This is a genomic window from Citromicrobium bathyomarinum, from assembly GCF_038594485.1.
Classification (GTDB): domain Bacteria; phylum Pseudomonadota; class Alphaproteobacteria; order Sphingomonadales; family Sphingomonadaceae; genus Alteriqipengyuania; species Alteriqipengyuania bathyomarina_A.
Genome location: NZ_JBCFZG010000008.1, coordinates 283,227 through 301,214, shown reverse-complemented (window position 1 = coordinate 301,214; position 17,988 = coordinate 283,227). Strand labels below are relative to the sequence as shown.

General features: G+C 65.4%; 18 protein-coding genes and 1 tRNA gene. 12 read left to right on the top strand and 7 right to left on the bottom strand.

Going from position 1 to position 17,988, the window contains the following annotated elements:
* Positions 1–58 precede the first annotated feature (58 nt).
* The gene (locus tag AAG591_RS14325; protein ID WP_342532109.1) at positions 59–1,015 is read right to left on the bottom strand and encodes a formate/nitrite transporter family protein; all 957 of its coding nucleotides are present in this window, start codon (positions 1,013–1,015) and stop codon (positions 59–61) included.
* 353 nt (positions 1,016–1,368) lie between these two features.
* Between AAG591_RS14325 and AAG591_RS14320 the strand changes: the two genes are divergently transcribed.
* The 7 genes from AAG591_RS14320 (at position 1,369) to AAG591_RS14290 (ending at position 5,620) form a co-directional block, all read left to right on the top strand.
* A complete protein-coding gene (locus AAG591_RS14320) occupies positions 1,369–1,638 on the top strand; it encodes a hypothetical protein (protein WP_342532108.1) in 270 nt (89 codons plus the stop codon).
* A 26-nt stretch (positions 1,639–1,664) separates the two neighbouring features.
* Positions 1,665–1,913 (top strand): hypothetical protein, encoded by a 249-nt coding sequence (locus tag AAG591_RS14315; protein WP_342532107.1) that lies wholly within the window; start codon positions 1,665–1,667, stop codon positions 1,911–1,913.
* Positions 1,914–1,994: 81 nt separating this feature from the next.
* A complete protein-coding gene (gene argB / locus AAG591_RS14310; RefSeq protein WP_342532105.1) occupies positions 1,995–2,930 on the top strand; it encodes an acetylglutamate kinase in 936 nt (311 codons plus the stop codon).
* Positions 2,931–3,005: 75 nt separating this feature from the next.
* A complete protein-coding gene (locus tag AAG591_RS14305) occupies positions 3,006–3,302 on the top strand; it encodes a YggT family protein (protein ID WP_342532103.1) in 297 nt (98 codons plus the stop codon).
* The gene (gene folD / locus AAG591_RS14300; protein ID WP_342532102.1) at positions 3,299–4,192 is read left to right on the top strand and encodes a bifunctional methylenetetrahydrofolate dehydrogenase/methenyltetrahydrofolate cyclohydrolase FolD; all 894 of its coding nucleotides are present in this window, start codon (positions 3,299–3,301) and stop codon (positions 4,190–4,192) included. Before AAG591_RS14305 ends, folD begins: the two co-directional genes overlap by 4 nt.
* On the top strand, positions 4,192–4,950 hold the full coding sequence (locus AAG591_RS14295; RefSeq protein WP_342532100.1) for a hypothetical protein: 759 nt from the start codon (positions 4,192–4,194) through the stop codon (positions 4,948–4,950). The genes folD and AAG591_RS14295 overlap by 1 nt, the downstream gene beginning before the upstream one ends.
* A gap of 46 nt (positions 4,951–4,996) precedes the next feature.
* Positions 4,997–5,620: a MarC family protein gene (locus AAG591_RS14290; RefSeq protein WP_342532099.1), complete on the top strand. Its 624-nt coding sequence runs from the start codon at positions 4,997–4,999 to the stop codon at positions 5,618–5,620.
* Positions 5,621–5,635: 15 nt separating this feature from the next.
* Here AAG591_RS14290 and AAG591_RS14285 read toward each other — a convergent pair whose 3' ends face one another.
* Positions 5,636–6,241 (bottom strand): LON peptidase substrate-binding domain-containing protein, encoded by a 606-nt coding sequence (locus tag AAG591_RS14285; RefSeq protein WP_342532098.1) that lies wholly within the window; start codon positions 6,239–6,241, stop codon positions 5,636–5,638.
* A gap of 3 nt (positions 6,242–6,244) precedes the next feature.
* Complete coding sequence (locus AAG591_RS14280) at positions 6,245–7,144, bottom strand: tetratricopeptide repeat protein (protein ID WP_342532294.1); 900 nt, start codon at positions 7,142–7,144, stop codon at positions 6,245–6,247.
* A gap of 192 nt (positions 7,145–7,336) precedes the next feature.
* Between AAG591_RS14280 and AAG591_RS14275 the strand changes: the two genes are divergently transcribed.
* Both AAG591_RS14275 and AAG591_RS14270 read left to right on the top strand, forming a co-directional pair.
* A tRNA-Gly gene (locus AAG591_RS14275) sits at positions 7,337–7,411 on the top strand.
* Positions 7,412–7,632: 221 nt separating this feature from the next.
* Entirely contained in the window at positions 7,633–9,813 is a 2,181-nt protein-coding gene (locus AAG591_RS14270; protein ID WP_342532096.1) for a TonB-dependent receptor, read from the top strand.
* Positions 9,814–9,828: 15 nt separating this feature from the next.
* Here AAG591_RS14270 and AAG591_RS14265 read toward each other — a convergent pair whose 3' ends face one another.
* Together AAG591_RS14265 and AAG591_RS14260 are read right to left on the bottom strand one after the other, a co-directional pair.
* Positions 9,829–10,281 (bottom strand): DoxX family protein, encoded by a 453-nt coding sequence (locus tag AAG591_RS14265; protein WP_342532095.1) that lies wholly within the window; start codon positions 10,279–10,281, stop codon positions 9,829–9,831.
* A 4-nt stretch (positions 10,282–10,285) separates the two neighbouring features.
* Positions 10,286–11,458 carry a saccharopine dehydrogenase family protein gene (locus tag AAG591_RS14260; RefSeq protein ID WP_342532094.1) on the bottom strand — a complete coding sequence of 391 codons (1,173 nt, stop codon included), beginning with the start codon at positions 11,456–11,458 and terminating at the stop codon, positions 10,286–10,288.
* A gap of 403 nt (positions 11,459–11,861) precedes the next feature.
* Here AAG591_RS14260 and AAG591_RS14255 point away from each other — a divergent pair, with 403 nt between their 5' ends.
* From AAG591_RS14255 to AAG591_RS14245, 3 genes are all read left to right on the top strand, one after another.
* Complete coding sequence (locus AAG591_RS14255; protein WP_342532093.1) at positions 11,862–12,182, top strand: PadR family transcriptional regulator; 321 nt, start codon at positions 11,862–11,864, stop codon at positions 12,180–12,182.
* Positions 12,179–12,811 carry a hypothetical protein gene (locus tag AAG591_RS14250; protein WP_342532091.1) on the top strand — a complete coding sequence of 211 codons (633 nt, stop codon included), beginning with the start codon at positions 12,179–12,181 and terminating at the stop codon, positions 12,809–12,811. Before AAG591_RS14255 ends, AAG591_RS14250 begins: the two co-directional genes overlap by 4 nt.
* A 72-nt stretch (positions 12,812–12,883) precedes the next feature.
* Positions 12,884–14,140: a DUF418 domain-containing protein gene (locus AAG591_RS14245; protein ID WP_342532090.1), complete on the top strand. Its 1,257-nt coding sequence runs from the start codon at positions 12,884–12,886 to the stop codon at positions 14,138–14,140.
* A 40-nt stretch (positions 14,141–14,180) separates the two neighbouring features.
* Here AAG591_RS14245 and dcd read toward each other — a convergent pair whose 3' ends face one another.
* Both dcd and putA read right to left on the bottom strand, forming a co-directional pair.
* Complete coding sequence (gene dcd / locus AAG591_RS14240; RefSeq protein WP_342532089.1) at positions 14,181–14,735, bottom strand: dCTP deaminase; 555 nt, start codon at positions 14,733–14,735, stop codon at positions 14,181–14,183.
* Positions 14,736–14,803: 68 nt separating this feature from the next.
* On the bottom strand, positions 14,804–17,974 hold the full coding sequence (gene putA / locus AAG591_RS14235) for a bifunctional proline dehydrogenase/L-glutamate gamma-semialdehyde dehydrogenase PutA (protein ID WP_342532088.1): 3,171 nt from the start codon (positions 17,972–17,974) through the stop codon (positions 14,804–14,806).
* Positions 17,975–17,988 lie beyond the last annotated feature (14 nt).

Here is a 17,988-nt window from a genome sequence, read left to right as displayed (position 1 = left end):
TGCGCCCTCTTCGCGGTTCGATCCTAGGCATGGTGAGCGCGATCGATCAAGCGCCCGGCTAGCGAACCCTGCGCCGCTTCCTGCGCGGACGGTCCCTGTCGTAGACGTAGTTCTCATCGATCTCGGGCACCACCTGCGCGTGGGCGAGCAGGCCAAACAGCAGCCCGCCGCCGATCACGTTGCCGAGCACGGCGGGCACGAGGAACCCGAACAGCCCCTTCGCCACGCCGATCTCCCCGGCGAGCATGATGACCCACAGCTCCGCCGCGCCGACGATCGAGTGCGCGACGCCCGCGAGGTACATCAGCCCGGTGATCGCGGCGATGATGAAGACCTCCTGCCGCTCAAGATTGGGCATCGCCCACACCAGCGTGGCGAGCATGAACCCGGCGGGGATGCCCTTCAGGAACGGGTTTTCCATGTACGATGTGATCGCTTTGAGCGAATCCTCGCGGATATGCATCGCGATCTCCGGCTGGCCGGAGAGGTTGAAGTGGACGAACAGCGCGAAGGCGAAAGTGCCGACCATGTTGCCCGCCAGCACGATCACCCACAGCCGCAGCGTCCGGTTGAAATTGCTCCAGCACGGCGTCGTCGCGAGCGGGATGACGGCCGTGACCGTGCTTTCGGTGAACAGCTGCAACCGGCCCGAGATGACCGCAATGAAGCCGAGCGAGTAGCCGAGCGCCATCAGCAGCGGCATCCACGGCCCGTCGGGCACCTTGTTCAGCAGCGCGCCGATTGCATAGGGCGACAGCCCGATGACGAAGCCCGCGGCGATCGCCGACCACAGCAGCGCAGACGCAGGCCGCTCCAGCTCCTCGATCCCGCGCTGGCGGATGATTTCATGGACCAGCTTGGCGCTGGCGATTTCGTGGCTGGAGACGATCTCGCGTTCGTGATCGTCCAGATCCTCGCGCACGATGTCGTGCCCGCTCTCCTTCGCGGCGTCGCTGCCGTTGGACTTTTCCTGCCCGGGGCCCTTCTCGTCCTCGGAGCCGTTTCCCTCAGCCATCTGCATCACACCCTTGTGGTGGCTGCCAGGCGTGGAACGCGGCAGCGCCAAGCGCCCGAAGATCAACAATGCGCGAAAGGGCACAAATATCCTCGCGGCCGGTCGAACCCCTGTGGGGGCGCTGTCCTACAGCGGGGTCGCGCTGCTAGGATCGGCGCACGGCGAAAGCATTGCCCTTGCGCAGAATGTCTCCGGCGCGCGGGCTCTTTCGACCGCTCGGCGAGGGGAGGTTTTTCCGCCCCTGGACACTGTGTCAGGTGTGTCAGGCGACCGCTGCGGAGAACCGATCGCGGAACTGCGCGGCGCCTTCGCGGCTTGATGTCAGGAACACGAACGCAACAGGAGACACCGCAATGGCCAATGACGACGTGATCGAGACGAAGAGCAAGAGCAAATGGTTCTGGCTCGCGGCGATCGTACTGCTGGCGGTGGCCGCGGTGATCGTCTTCCTCAACGCCGATGGCGATGACCCCGCGCTTTCCGACAATGCCGTGACCACGCAGGAAGAACGGCTCGACACCGATCTAGACAGCACGGCGGGCGAGGATGCCATGGCCACGCCAACCGCAGAAGGCAGCGACGATGCCATGATGGCGAGCGACGAAACGACGCCCGCCGAGTAAGCTCCGACTACCAAGGGAGACCTGTGATGATGAAACGAACTGCCATTATCGCCTTGCCCATCGCCGCGATGCTGGGGCTTGCCGCCTGCTCGCAGGCCGACGAGAAGACCTACGAGGCCGATGCCACCGACCAGAGCGGGGGCGAGCTGATCGTTACCGACGAAGATCCGGACGCGGTGCCGGTCGACACGCCCGACACTGCGATGACGCCCGTGCCGACCGAAGAGGCTTCGCCGACCGCCATGCCGAGCACAGAAACCACGCCCGACGAATAGGGCGCGGCGAACAGCGCGATCCGGAGGCGGGGCGCGCGTCCCGCCTTCCCAAACCGCACGGTTCGCGGTAGCGCGCGGGGCATGAGCGAAACCATCCCCTCCGCAAGCGAAGCCTCGCTCGACGCGGGCGCCAAGGCCAGCGTGCTGATCGAGGCGCTGCCCTATCTGCGCCGCTACGCCGGGCGCACCTTCGTGGTGAAGTACGGCGGCCACGCGATGGGCGACACCGCCGCCGCCAGCTTCGCGCAGGATGTCGTGCTGCTGAAGGCGGTCGGCATCAACCCCGTGGTCGTTCACGGTGGCGGGCCGCAGATCGGGGCGATGCTCGGGCGGCTGGGTGTCGAAAGCCGGTTCGTCGATGGGCTGCGGGTCACCGACGAGGCGACGGTCGAGATTGCCGAGATGGTGCTGTCGGGCGCGATCAACAAGCAGATCGTCGCCGCGATCCACGCCGCCGGGGGCCGCGCGCTGGGCATCTCGGGCAAGGATGCAGGGCTGGTCCGCGCCCGCAAGGTCAGCCGCGAGACGCGGACCCCCGATTACCAGAGCGACAGCGCGATCGAGCAGATCGTCGACCTAGGCTTCGTGGGAGAGCCCGAGACGGTCGATCCCAACGTGATAACGATGGCGACCGCCAGCGGCCTGATCCCGGTGATCGCCCCCATCGGCGCGGGTGAGAATGGCGAGACCTTCAATATCAATGCCGATACCATGGCGGGCGCGATCGCCGGTGCGATGGGCGCGGCCCGGCTGTTGCTGCTGACCGATGTGGCGGGCGTCCTCGACGGCGATGGCAAGCTGGTGACCGAACTCGACGAGGCAAAGATCGAGGCGCTGCGAAGCGAAGGCGTTATCACCGGCGGGATGATCCCCAAGCTGGAGACCTGCCTTGCCGCCACGCGCGATGGGTGCGAGGCGGCGGTCATCCTCGACGGGCGCGTGCCGCATGCCATGCTGCTCGAGTTCTTCACCGCCAGCGGTGCGGGTACGCTCGTCAGGGCAGCCGAAAACGGCTAGGGCGACCTTGCCTTTGCCCAGAGGCGTCTTACTCTCCTAAGACGCCCAACCGAAACCTCAGGAGACAGGGCCACCATGCAAGCCCTCTATACCATCTACCAGATCGTCGAGCTGCTCACGAACGTGTTCGTGATGCTGATCATCGTCCAGTTCGTGATCGGCCTGCTGCTCGCGTTCAACGTCGTCAGCCGCGGCAATGATTTCGTGATCTCCGTCTATCGCTCGATCAATTCGCTGCTCGATCCTGTGCTGCGGCCGATTCGCGAGAGGCTGCCGCAGACCGGCGCGATCGACTTTTCGCCGCTGGTGCTGATCATCGTGCTGCAAATCTTCCTCATCATCCTCAGCTCGATCATCCGGAGCCTCGGGTGACCGCCGAGCTGATCGACGGAAAGGCCTTCGCGGCCGACCTGCGCGAGCGCGTGGGCGCGCACGCCGCTGCGTTTGCCGAAAAAGCGGGTCGCAAGGCGGGGCTCGCGGTGGTGCTTGTCGGCGAAGACCCGGCAAGCGACGTCTACGTCCGCTCCAAGGGCAAGGCCACGATCGCGGCCAACATGGAAAGCTTCGAGCATCGTCTGCCCGCCGACACGTCCGAAGCCGATCTGATCGCGGTGGTCGAACGGCTGAACGCCGATCCGGCTGTCGACGGCATCCTGGTGCAGCTGCCGCTGCCCGGCGATCTCGACGAGCAGGCGGTGATCGCGGCGATCGATCCGGGCAAGGATGTCGACGGTTTCCATGTCGAAAGCGCCGGGCGACTGATGGTCGGGCGCGAAGGCTTCGTGCCGTGCACCCCGCTCGGCTGCATCATGCTGCTGAAGGACCGCCACGGCGACCTGTCGGGCATGAACGCGGTCGTCATCGGCCGATCTAACATCGTCGGCAAGCCGATGGCGCAGCTGCTGCTCGACGCGAACGCTACCGTCACCATCGCGCATAGCCGGACGAAGGACCTGCCCGATGTTGTGCGCCGTGCGGATATCGTGGTCGCTGCGGTGGGTCGCGCCGAAATGGTCAAGGCGGACTGGCTGAAGCCCGGCGCGACGGTGATCGACGTCGGGATCAACCGGCTCGCACCGGCGGACGGCGAGAGCAAGGGGCGGCTGGTCGGCGATGTCGATTTCGAAGCCGCGAAGGATGTCGCGGGCGCGATCACCCCAGTGCCCGGCGGGGTCGGCCCCATGACGATCGCGGTGCTGCTGCGTAACACGCTTGTCGCCGCGTACGCCCACGCGGGGATCGAGGCACCGGAGGCCCTGTAATGAGACTGGTGCCGCTCGTCTTGCTGTCTGTGGTCGCTTGCGGCGTTACCGCTTGCGCGGGTGGCCCTCCCTCGCGTTACAGCGATAGCCAGATCGACCGTGCATTGTCGAGCGCACCCTACGCTGCCCAGCCGAGCCTGATTGTGGCGCGCGAGATCGCATTCGCCCGCGCCGCGCGTGAAGAGGGGCAGTGGACGGCGTTTGCCGAATTTGCCGCCGACGATGCGATCCTTCACGGAAGGAACGGACCGGTTCCGGCCAAGCGCTTGCTCGCCGGGCTCAGCGATCCCGCGGAAGCGGTCCAGTGGTCCCCGCGGACCGTGATGATGAGCTGCGACGGCAGGGTCGCGGTCAGTCGCGGGCGCTTCCGCGATCCGGAAGGCAATATCGGCAGCTTCGTGACCGTATGGAACCGCAGCGGATACGACGACGAATATCGCTGGGTGTACGACGCGGGCGGGAACGATGTGCCGCAACCCACTCCGGTGGAACCCGCCGAAAACGAGATTATCGCGACCGCATACGATTATGTGCAGGGGCTGGTGGCCGATTGTCCGCGTGGCGGCGAGAGCGTGCCGCCCCCGCCGGCTTTGCCCGACGCGGTTGACGCACGGCGCGAGGTTCACCTTTCATCCGACGGCACGCTGCGCTGGATCTGGGAACATCGTGTCGACGGCAGCAAGTATTTCCGCGCGGATTATCTTACCTCTGGCGCCTGGGAAAAGATCGTGGAGGAGCGGTTTGCTCCATCCGAATGATTATCCTCCACTCGCCCTTTCCCGTCGGCCCTGAAGGTTAGCCGTCATGCTCGAACTTTTCTTCTCTGCCTTCGTGACGTTCTTCGTGATCGTCGATCCGCCCGGCTGCGCCCCGATCTATGCCGGTCTGACCAAGGGCGCGAGCGCGCAGCAGCGGCGCAACATGGCGGTGCGCGCCTGCCTGATCGCGGGCGCGATCCTGCTGGTATTTGCGCTGTTCGGTGTGGATCTCCTCGCGGCGCTGCACATCGAACTGCACAGCTTCCGCATCGCGGGCGGGCTGATGCTGTTCTGGATCGCTTGGGAAATGGTGTTCGAGAAACGCACCCAGCGACGCGAGGAACGGGCCGAGAAAATCGCCGCCAGCCCGGAAGTGGAGGACGTGTCCGTTTTTCCGATGGCGATGCCGATGCTCGCGGGGCCGGGCGCCATCGCCGCAATCATGCTGCTGATGAACGAAGCGTCCTCGCTCGAAGAAATGGGTGTGGTGCTCGCCGCGCTCGCCGCCGTGCTCGTCATCACCTCTCTGGCGCTTATCGCCGCGGGTCCGCTCATGCGCCTGTTCGGCGACAAGGTGGAATCGGTGATTACCCGGCTGCTCGGCGTGCTGCTCGCCGCATTGGCCGCGCAGTACGTGATCGACGGCCTGCGCGGCGCCTTCAACATCTGACCCTTCGCGGGTCTGCTACTGCAGGGTCACCCGGTCGTCGGTGCCATTCTGGCGTCCGAAGAAGTACATGAGCTGGATCAGCAGTTCGCACCGCGCAGCGAGGTCGGGTGCTTCCAGCAGCGCCTGCTTGGATGCGGAATCGAACGGTGCGATCTGGCTGACGCCGTTGATCAGCGACTGGTCGTCGAGCTGGGCAACCGCGTCCCATTCCACCGCATAGCCCTGCGCATCGGCGAAGCGACGTGCCTCTCGCTCGAACCCGGCGCGCTCTATCCCGCTGAGCACTTCGTCGCCGTCTTCGGCGATCAGTTCACCTTCGACCTGGCGGAAGGGCGTGGCGACGTCGAGCTCGCGGATGACGCGAAAGCGGCTCTCCCCGTCGAGCACGAGGTTATAACGCCCGTCATCCAGCGCCTCGACGTCGGAAATCTTGCCGACGCAGCCGACGTCGTAAAGCGGCGCGCCTTCGCTCGCCGTCTTCGGCTGGATCATCGCAATCCGCCGGTCGCGTGCCAGCGCATCGCTGACGAGCGCGCGGTAGCGCGGCTCGAACATATGCAGCGGCAATTGCAGGCCGGGGAACAGGATCGCCCCGGTTAATGGGAAGATGGAAAACCGCATGCGTTATCCGAACAGGATCTTCGAGAGGCGGCGGCGAGTCGCGACGACCCACGGGTCTTCCAGGCCGACGGCTTCGAAAATCTGGAGCAGCTTGGTCCGCGCCGCGCCCTCGTTCCATTCGCGGTCGGCTTCGATCATGGCGAGCAGCTCGTCTGCCGCGGCATCGCGCTGACCGGCGGCGAAGGCCGCTTCGGCATAGGCGTAGCGTGCGTCCATGTCTCCGCCCTCGGCCTTCTCGCGCAGGCTGGCCAGTTCGCTATCGTCGACCTTGTCGCCCGCCAGTTCGATCGCGGTGCGTGCCTGCTTGATCTCGGGCGCTTCGGCGAGTGTCGGATCGAGGCTGTCGAGATGCTCGCGTGCTCTATCCGTCTCACCCATCGCAACCATTGCGCGCACCAGCCCCGCATGGGCGGCGGCATTGTCGGGCGCCATGTCGATGACCTGCGCGAAGATGCCCAGCGCGCGTTCGTTCTCGCCTTCGGCAAGCACGCCTTCCGCCATTTCGATGAACTGGCCGACGTCGTGCTGCGGCTGTTCGCCGCCACCTTCACCGATGGGAAGTTGGGCGAGGATCTGATCGAGCGCGTCGCGAAGCTGGGTTTCGCTGCGCGCGCTGGTCAGGTCGGCAACGGGGCGACCCTGGAACAGCGCATAGACGGTCGGGATCGATTGTACCTGGAACTGGCTGGCGATGAACTGCTCTTCATCGACATTGAGCTTCTTCAGCACCACGCCCTTGTCGGCGTATTCCGCCGTGACTTTTTCCAGTACCGGCGTCAGCGCCTTGCACGGCCCGCACCATTCGGCCCAGAAGTCGAGCACCACCAGCTTCGACATCGACGGTTCGACGACATCATCCCGAAAACGGTCGACGGCTTTCTGTTCATCGAGATTGAGCCCCATGCTGGCCAAGTGCGGTCCCCTTCGTACGGTTTGATGCGGTTATAGTACGCCCCAATGTGGGCCTTTGGCGGGCGATGTGAAGGGCATTTCCGTCTGTGCGATTTTGCGCTTGCGATAGGGTGAACTCATTGCTACTTGCCCGCTTCCCGTTCCGGAGAGGCTGTTTTGCAGCTTGCCGGAAACGCCATGTGAGCGGGCGTAGCTCAGGGGTAGAGCACAACCTTGCCAAGGTTGGGGTCGGGCGTTCGAATCGCCTCGCCCGCTCCATTTTCTTCAGGACAATTCGATGTCGGTCGCATTCGTGCAATGCGACTGGCGGTGTGCGCGGTGCGGTCTTTCTCGCCGGGGCACGCGATTGATCCTGCTTGTCCCGCTTTCCGACGAACCGGCAATTGCGTCCGTCGAAGCGCAAGATCGGTCTTGCGCTACCGAGCGCGAGGCTCTAGCGGCGGATGATATAAAGTCACAATCTAACAGGATCGTCCCCCATGAAGCTTTCCCCCTTCGGCAGCCTGCCGTTGCTCGCGCTCGTCCTCGCCGCCGTTCCCGGCGCAGCCCAGGCGCAAACCGCCGCCGATCCTGCGCAAACCAGCGATGATACCGGCGACGATTTTCACAACCGCACCAGCCAGCAGGCGGACATCGTTGTCACCGCAGGGCGGAGCCTCAGTCAGCTTGACGTGCTGGCGGGGACATCGGTGGTCGAGGGCGTGGAGCTGCAGCGGAACATGAACGGGCAGGTCGGCGAGATTCTCGAAGACTTGCCCGGCGTCTCGGGTAGCGGGTTTTCTCCCGGTGCCTCTCGCCCGGTCGTTCGCGGCTTCAGCGGCGAACGCGTGCGCGTGATGGACGACGGGATCGGATCGCTCGACGCATCGAATACGTCCGACGACCACGCGGTCAGCATCGATCCGCTGACGGTCGAGCGGATCGAAGTCCTGCGCGGCCCGGCCGTGCTGCTCTACGGCAGCCAGGCGATCGGCGGCGCGGTAAACGTGATCGACAAGCGCATCCCCCGCAGCATCCCGAACGAGCCGATCCATGTCGACGGCCTCGCCAGCTACGACAGCGTGAACGACGAATACCGCGTCGGTGCATCGATCGACGCGCCGCTGGGTGGTGGTTTCGTCGGCCACGTGGACGGCAGCTATCTGAATTCCGGCGACATCCGCGTTCCCGGCTACGTTTTGAGCGACGGGTTGCGCGCCGATGTGCTGGCCGATGCGACCGAGCACGAGAATGATGGCGAGCCGGAAGAGGCCGCCGAACTGCGCGAGGTCGCTAACCAGCGGGGTGTCGTCCCCAACACCTTCGTCGAGACCAAGTCGGTCAACGCGGGCCTCGGCTTTTTCGCGGGCGGCAGCAGCTTCGGCTTTGGCGGCGGCTATTACGAAACCAGCTACGGCGTCCCCGAGAACCCCGCCGCCGGACACGCGCACGAGGATGGGGGCGCAGAGGAGGGCGATGCGGGCGTCTCAATCGGCCTGAAGCAGTACCGCGCGGATTTCCGCGGCGACCTCGATCTCGGCTCGGGCTTCCTCGACCGGCTGCAGACCCGCGTGGGCTATAGCGACTACACCCACACCGAATTCGAAGGTTCGGAAGTTGGCACGGTGTTCGATATCGAAGGGCTCGAGGGCCGGGCGGAGTTCATCCAGGCTCCGGTCGGCAAGCTGCGCGGTTCTTTCGGCGGGCAGTTCTACATTCGCGATTTCTCCGCGGTCGGCGAGGAGGCATTCGTTGCTCCCAACCAGACCGAGCAGTACGGCTTCTTCACTCTGCAGGAATTGAGCTTCGGCGACTTCCAGATCGAGGGCGCAGCCCGCTTCGAAACGTCGAGCGTGTCCTCCCAGCCGCTCAACGTCGACCGCAACTTCAACATCCTCTCCGGGGCGCTCGGCGCGTCGTACGACATCGGCGGGTTGCGCGTCGGCATCAACGGATCTCGCGTCGGTCGCGCCCCGGCGGGCGAGGAGCTGTTCGCCGACGGGCCGCACGTCGCGACCGGCCAGTACGAGCTGGGCGACACGAACCTCAAGGTCGAACGCGCGTGGGGCCTCGAAGCTTTCGTGCGTGGCAATGTCGGCCCTGCGACTCTCAGCCTGACCGGCTTCAAGAGCTGGTTCGACAACTACATCTACCTCAACAACACCGGATCCTTCGTCGGCGATGATGGCATCGTCCTGCCGGCGGGCGACGAGGATGGCCTGCCCCTGTTCGCCTACCAGCAGCAGGACGCGACCTATTACGGTCTCGAAGCCCAGATCAGCGCACCCTTCGTCGAGAGCGACGGTTTCTCCCTTACCGGCGAGGCGAGCGCCGAGTATGTCAAAGCCGAACTGGCCGACGGCAGCCCGGTCCCCCGCATCCCGCCGCTCGGCCTGACCGGTGCTCTGACTGCCAAGACCGGCCCGATCGAGCTGCGCGGCGAAGTCCAGCACTTCGGCAAGCAGGACGATGTGCCCGCGTTCGAAAGCACCACCGATGCCTTCACCTACGTCAACGCCTCGGTCGCCTGGCGCCCGCTGCGCGGGAACGAGAACGTGACGCTGCTGGCCAAGGTGGACAACATCTTCGACGTCGAAGGCCGCCGCGCGACCAGCTTCACGCGCGACTTCATCCCGATGGCGGGTCGCAACCTGTCGGTCAGCGCGCGGTTCAGCTTCTAAGCCGACGGCAATGCATCAGTGGGCGGCGGTCTCCTCCGCCGCCCGCACTTCCGCCCGGGCGGCGCGAAGCTCTGCCCGGCGCGCGCGGTCGCGTTCGCGCCAGACATCCACCGATCCGCGCGCCTGCCCATAGGCGAACACCATCAGCAACCCGCCCGCAATGGCGACGTTCTTGAGCGCCATCTGCACCTGCAGCGGATCGCCCACCTTGTTGTGAAACAGCACCACTGTGGCCAGCGTGAAGCCGAACAGCAGCACGCTGCTGACCCGGGTCATGAACCCGACCGCCAGGAACACGCCGAATACCAGCTCAAAAATCCCGACCGGCAGCGCGATCGAGGGGGGCAGCGTAGTCGCCTTCGCGATCAGTTCCGCCGTCGCGGATACGTGCATGATCTTGGCTATGCCCGAGACGATGAAGATCAGGCCGAGGAGCATGCGCCCGATTACCGATGCGAGAAAGGCCATGCCGCTATTCCTCCACTTCGAAGGTCAGCGCCGCGTGTTCGCGCAGGCGCTCCACCAGAGCTTCGCCCAGGATCGAACCCGGCGTGCCGATCCCGCCCGGCGCGGTGCTTTCGTTGAGCGCGATCCCGGTTTCACCGATCATCCGGCTGGTCGAGCCATAGCCCGGATCGTAGCGGCCCTTGACCGTGTAGCGCAGCGTTTCGCCCGCAGCCGTCTCGCCGACGAACAGCACGTCGTAATAGCCGTTCTCGCGCTCTTCGGGCGTCGGGCCTTCGCCGGGCTTGGGCGGTTTGGCGCCGAACGGATTCTTCATCATCTCGGCGGCTGCGTTGGCCGCCGCCTTGCCCGCCTCGCCGGGGCTGGTGAGCACCATCTCGTCATACCGGAAATCCTCGCCCCAGGGGTGCCCACGCAGGAAATTGGTGCGGTGGACGTTTTTGGTGTTGATCGGCGCCATCACGAAGGGCGCGGCCCACTTGCCCAGATCGCTCTCGTACTTGGGGATCATCCCGTTCGGCTGGTCGGGCCCGTCGAAGCCCGGGGTCAGGCCGAAGGGGCTACGCATGATCTTGATGAGCGAGGGATCGCGCGCCATCGCTTTCATGCTTTCGGCAAGGCTGGCTGCGGTGCCGCCCGAGAAAGTGCCCTTCATCGCCCGCACGCGCCCGCGCACGGTCTTGCACGGTGCGCCGAAGCGCTCCTGCGCTTCCTTCTGGAGCATTAGCATGCCCAGATCGAAGGGGATCGAATCGAAGCCGGAGGAGAAGCTGATCCGCGCCCCGCTGGCCTTCGCGTCCTCGTGATACTTGTCGATCATCTGCCGCATCCACGCAGGCTCTCCGCACAGGTCGGCGTAGTGCGTTCCGCTCTTGGCGCAGGCGGCGAGCAGAGGTTCGCCATAGAGCTGGTAGGGGCCGACCGTGGTGATGATGACCTTCGCCTGCTCGCACATCCGGTCGAGGCTGACTGTGTCGGCAGCGTCGGCGACGATGGTGGGGGTGGAATCGGGCGCGCCGATTGCGCGCTTCACCTCGGCCAGCTTGTCCGGATTGCGGCCCGCCATCGCCCATGTCGGCGCATCCGGCCTGTCGCCATATTCGCGCAGCAAATGCTCGGCGACCAGACGCCCGGTATAGCCCGTCGCGCCGTAGATCACGATGTCGAATTCGCGTGCCATGTCTCTCTATCCTCTCGCTTCGTCACCCCGCACGCGCAGCAATGACGCGTGTTGTGTTGCCGATATGTGTGCTTTGGAAGGGCGGGCGAGTCAAAGCCGCTTTGCGGGCCCGGCGCCCACGCCCTGACACACCTGACACAGTGTCCAGGGGTGAAAACCTGCCCGCGGACGAATAGGTGCAAATCATGGCGGAGGTCGGAGGCTATAACCGAAAGCGGGGTGCATGGCCGCACTAACGCTGGCCTTGGCCAAGTAGGAAAATGCCTATCGCGGTCTCGGGGCGTCGACACTCACGAGAGCGGGCAGCCGCTTCCTCCGGATCGCCCGAGAAAGCCCGCTCGGCTGCGCCTTGCGGGCTTTTCGACGCGCTAAGCCGAACAGGATTGCACCAATAAGTCTACATATGTATATAGTCGGAGTTATGGTTCGATCCCGACGCCCGTCCCCGCAGATGCTCGCTGTTCTTGCCGCACTTTACGAGCAGGCTCCTGAGCGCATTCACGGCTATGATCTCATGAAACAGACCGGGCTCAAGTCCGGCTCTCTCTACCCGCTGTTGATGCGGATGACCGACCGGGGGCTGCTCTCCTCGGAATGGTGCGAGCCCAGTGCGCCCGGGCGGCCCCCGCGGCATGCCTATCGACTTACGGCTGACGGCGTGGCGCTAGCCCGTGAAGTCAAATCCGATCCGCGGGCGTTCGGCTTGGGGAGCGCAAAGGCGTGACCGTCTTGTTCGCCCGCGCCGTGATGAAGCTCGCGATGGCGGGAATGGGCTCGCATCGATGCGATTGGGCGGCGGCCATGCACGCCGAGTTCGCCGTGGCGGCGCGGGCCGGTGACGGACTGTCCTTCGCGTTCGGCTGCCTTGCGACCGCGTGGAGCGCACTGCCGACGCACGACGAGGGCAGGCTTGCGCTGTGGCGCTATGCCTTCGCGCTTGGGCTGATTTTGCCCGCTGCGGCCATTCTCCTGACAGGCCTTTGGCTTGGCTACCCGTGGGTGGAGCCGCCTTACGCGCAAGGCATCGCGAGTTTCGCCAGGGCGCCGACGGGCCTGCCGACGGCCACATGGGCGGGCAATGCCTTTGCCGTCACGGGGCTGGCTACCCTGCTATTGATGCTGGCAGCGGGACTCGTCCTGCACGCCTGGTTCGTGGTGGAGGCCGATTGGGACAGGGCGGCAGCAATCCTGCGCGCAGGCGCGGCGGGTACGATTACGCTCGCGCTCTTTTCCGCCGTCGCCTTCGCAGATCTCACCTGCGTCGTGCTGCCAATATTCGCCCTCGGCGTCGAGCTGCTGTCGATCGCTGTGCTGCGACGGTGGCACGAAGGTGACGACGTCGCAGTGGCATAGGCCGGTTGAGGCAAATCTCGCTCGTCGGCCCGCGGGGGCGGATCGAGGGGTGCAACAGGAAGAGATGGTACGATGACAGAGAAACAGGAAAAACCGCGTCTCGAACCCATCTCTGCGACAGGGCAGCAGCGGCTGGCGAGCCTTGATTTCACGCGCGGGATCGCGGTGATGGGCATCCTCGCCGCGAACATAATCGCCTTCGGCCAGCCGCGGATCGCCTACATCTGGCCCGGCGGCTTCCTGACCGGACATGGCCCCGTTTCGGACTGGCTATGGGTTGCCCAGTTGACGCTGATCGACGGCAAGATGCGCGGTCTGTTCACGCTACTCTTTGGCGCGGGGATGATCCTGTTCCTCGACCGGGCGTGGGCGCGTGGCCAGGGACGCTGGCTGCAGGTGCGGCGCCTCTTCTGGCTGTTCGCCTTCGGCTACGCGCATTACTTGTTCGCCGCCAAGACCGACATCCTGGCGCTGTACGCGGTCTGCGGGATCATCGCGTTGCTGTTCGTCAAATGGAAGCCGAAGACGCAATTGATCGTCGGCATCGTGGTCTATTTGCTTGGCGCGGTGAAGGATACCGTGGTCTGGGGCATGGTGTATGCGAAGGGCTCCCGCAGCATGGCGGATATGGCGGGCGAGATGCGCGATGCCGCCATTGCCGACGGCCGGGTGGAGACCGCGCTGATCCGGGCGGGGGACTACGGCAATTGGGTGAGTTACAACCTCGCCGAACACTGGTCGCAGCCGTTACTGTCGTGGACCCAGAACACGCTCGAGACGATCCCGCTGATGCTGATTGGCATGGCGCTTTACCGGCTCGGCCTGTTCGATGGGCGGCTCAATCTGCGCCGGCAGGCTGTATGGGGGTGGATCGGGGTGCTCGTCGGCCTCGCCGCGACGCTCGCGATCGCGCTGTGGGCTCACGCCGAAGGGTTGAGCTACATGGCCACGCTCTGGTCGTTCGACGGCACGTCGAGACTTGCGGCTCTCCCGATGGTCGCCGGACTGGCAGCGCTGCTGGCGCTGTGGGGGCCGCGTGCGACCGGCTGGCTAGGCAGGCGGATATCCGCGACGGGCCGGATGGCTTTCTCGAACTATCTCGGCACGTCGATCCTGATGCTGTTCGTCTTCCATGGCTGGGCGCTGGGTCTGTACGGCGAACTGACCCGGCCTGCGCTGTATGGCGTGATGCTCGCCACCTGGGCGGTCATGCTGGTATGGTCGCCGGCCTGGCTCGCCCGATACCGGTTCGGGCCGCTCGAGTGGTTGTGGCGCTGTCTCACCTATATGCGGATTTTCCCGATCCGGCGTGAAAGAGACCTGGCGTAGCGGATCTCCACCGTCGGCAGCGATCCTGTCCGCCTTGCTTCTAAAGCCGCGGCAGCGTGACCCCGCGCTGGCCCATATATTTGCCCGCGCGGTCCTTGTAGCTCGTCTCGCAGCGTTCGTTGCCTTGCAGGAACAGGAACTGGCACGCGCCTTCATTGGCGTAGATCTTAGCGGGCAGGGGCGTGGTGTTGGAAAACTCCAGCGTCACGTGACCTTCCCAGCCGGGCTCCAGCGGAGTGACGTTCACGATGATCCCGCAGCGCGCGTAGGTGCTCTTGCCAAGGCAGATGACCAGCACGTCCTCGGGCACGCGGAAATATTCGACCGTGCGTGCCAGCGCGAAGCTGTTGGGCGGGATGACGCAGATGTCGGTCTCCCGGTCGACGAAGCTGTTCGCCGCGAAATCCTTCGGGTCGACCACCGCGCTGTCGACATTGGTGAAGATCTTGAACTCGGGCGCGACGCGCGCGTCGTAGCCGTAGGAGCTCAGCCCGTAGGAGATGCAGCCGTCGCGCCGCTGCGCCTCCTCGAACGGCTCGATCATGCCGTGCTTTTGTGCCTGTTCGCGAATCCAGCGGTCGGAGAGAATGGCCATGGCGCCAGTGATGTGGAACGCGGAGGCTGCACGCAAGCCTCCGCGAACCGATTATCCGCCAAACGCGATCACATGCTGGCGAGCAGGCTGGCGTTCCCGCCGGCGGCCGTCGTGTCCACCGTCACCACGCGTTCGGTTGCGAAGCGCGCGACGTAGTGCGGGCCGCCCGCCTTGGGGCCGGTGCCCGACAGGCCTTCGCCGCCGAACGGCTGGCTTTCGACCACCGCGCCGATCTGGTTGCGGTTGACGTAGAAATTGCCGACCTTGATCTTCGATTCGACCAGCCGGCGCGTTTCTTCCACGCGGCTGTGGAGCCCGCAGGTGAGGCCGAAGCCGACCGCGTTGATATCGTCGACCACCTTTTCGAGGTCTTTGCCCTTGAACCGGGCGACGTGCAGGACGGGCCCGAAATTCTCGCGCTGCAAGTGACCGATCCCCTCGATCTCGATGATCGTGGGCAGCACGAAGCTGCCGCGCGCGAACGACGGATCGTCCTCGGCCCGCCAGATCGTGCGGCCGATCGTCTCGGACCGGGCGATGTGGCGTTCCAGCGCGGCCTGCGCGTCGTGGTCGATCACGGGGCCGACATCGGTCGAGAACCTGGTCGGGTCGCCGACGTCGAGCGCTTCGAACGCGCCCCGGATCATCGTCAGCATCTCGTCGTAGACGTCTTCCTGGATGTACAGCACGCGCTGCGCGGAGCAGCGCTGCCCGGCGCTCTGGAACGCACTGGCAACGACATCGCGCGTCACCTGTTCGGGCAGTGCGGTCGAATCGATGATCATCGCGTTCTGGCCGCCGGTCTCCGCGATCAGCGTGGCGATCGGGCCCTCGCGCGCGGCGAGACCGCGGTTGATCGCCTGCGCGGTGGCGGTGCTTCCGGTGAAGGACACGCCCGCGATGCGCGGATCGTTGGTGATGAGCTGGCCGACCTCGCCGCCGCCGGGCAGCAGCTGGAAGACTTCTTCGGGAATGCCGGCCTCGTGGCACAGCTTCACCGCGAGCGCGGCGATCAGCGGAGTCTGCTCGGCGGGCTTGGCGATCACGGTGTTGCCTGCCGCGAGCGCGGCGGCGGCGGGTCCGGTGAAGATCGCCAGCGGGAAGTTCCACGGGCTGATCGTGGCGAACACGCCGCGCCCGGCCAGCTTCAGATAGTTGTGCTCGCCCGTGGGGCCGGGCAGCTGGATCGGTTCGCTGAACAGGCGGCGTGCCTCGACCGCGTAATAGCGCAGGAAATCGACCGCCTCGCGGATTTCGAGCACCGCATCGACCAGCGTCTTGCCCGCTTCCAATTGGCACAGCGAGAGGATTTCGTCGGTGTGCGCTTCGAAGGCATCCGCCGCCGCTTCGAGCAGCAGGGCGCGCTTCTCGCCGCCCAATGCATTCCAGCCCGGCTGGATCGCTTCGGCGCGGGTGATCGCATCTTCGACTTCCTCGGCGCTCGCATCGCGGCGGGTGCCGATCCGCATGCCGTGGTCGAACGGAGCGGTGATCGGCGCGATCTCGCCCGGTACTTCGGCCTTGAAGGTCGGCGAGGCTTCCCACTGGCGACCGCGCAGCTCCTCCAGCCGCTTGAGCAAGGGCTCGCGCACCAGCGGGTCGGCCAGGTCGATCCCGGCGCTGTTTTTGCGGCCGGGGAACAGGTCCTTGGGCAGCGTGATCGCCGGATTGCGCTTGGGTTCGAGCGCGGCGAGTTCGGCCACCGGATCGGCTGCCAGATCTTCGGCCGTCTGGCTGGAATCGGCCATCCGGTTGACGAACGAGCTGTTGGCTCCGTTCTCGAGCAGGCGGCGCACCAGATAGGCGAGCAGATCCTTGTGCCCGCCCACGGGTGCATAGATGCGCACCGGCGTCCTGGCGTTGCCCTCCGACTTGGCGAGCGCGGCGTACAGTTCTTCGCCCATGCCGTGCAGCCGCTGGAATTCGAACTCGGTTCCGGCTTGCGCCCGCTGCTTGATTGCGGCGATGGTGTAGGCGTTGTGCGTGGCGAACGCGCCATAGATCCGCTCGGGCGCGGACAGCAGCACGTCGGCGCAGGCCATGAAGGAAACGTCGGTCGCAACCTTGCGGGTGAAGACGGGGAAGTCGTCCAGCCCGGCGACCTGCGTCACCTTGATCTCGGTATCCCAGTAGGCGCCCTTGACGAGCCGGATCATGAATTTGCGGTCATGCTTTTCGGCCAGGTCGATCAGCCAGCGGCACAGCGGAACGCCGCGCTTCTGATAAGCCTGCACGGCCATGCCGAAGCCTTCCCAGCGCGAGCCGTCGGGCCGGATGAACAGCGCATCGTTGGCGGCCAGCAGCTCGACGATGTCGAGCGAAAGTTCGAGCCGGTCGGCCTCTTCCGCATCGACGGTGAAGTGAATGTTCGCGTCGCGCGCCTTTTCGGCCAGTTCGGTGACGATCGGCAGCAGCGCGGCAATCGCCTTGTCCGCGTGAAAGATGTCGTACTTGGGATAGAGCGCGGTCAGCTTGACCGAGATGCCGGGACTGCCCGAAATCGTGCCGTCGCTTTCCTTCTCCAGACGCTCGATCGCGGAGACATAGGCCTTACGGTAACGTTCGGCATCGGCGAAGGTCATCGCCGCTTCGCCGAGCATGTCGAAACTGTGGGTCAGGCCCTTGGCCCGTTCCGGTCCCGCGCGCTTGAGCGCTTCGTTCATCGTGCGGCCGAATACGAACTGTCCGCCCAGAATGCGCATGGCCTGCAAGGTTGCCTGACGGATCACCGGCTCGCCCAGCCGGTTCATCGCCCCGCGCAGCGTGCGGTTCATGCCGCGCTGGCTCAGCTGCGGCCTCTCCAGCACTTCGCCGGTCAGCATCAGGGAGAAGGTCGCCGCGTTGACGAAAGTGGATTTCGATTCGCCGAGATGCTCGGCCCATTCGATATCGCCGATCTTGTCGCGGATCAGCGCGTCGGCGGTGCGCGAATCGGGCACCCGCAGCAGCGCTTCGGCAAGGCACATCAGCGCAATGCCTTCCTCTGTATTGAGCCCGTACTGGTGCAGGAAGGCATCGATTCCGCTGACGTCGCGCTTGCGCGCATCCTTGATCAGCGACACCGCCCTCTCGTGAATCGCGGAGTGCTGCCGCGTATAGACCTCCGTCTCGCGGAGGCGCTCCGCGATGCATTCCGCCTCTTCCTGGCGGAAGGCGCGGCGAATCGCGGTTCGATCGAGCGGCTCGGCATTGGCGAGCGGGGCGTGATCGGCGGGCGGGTTCTTTGTGAGCATATCCATATAAGCCTTGCGAG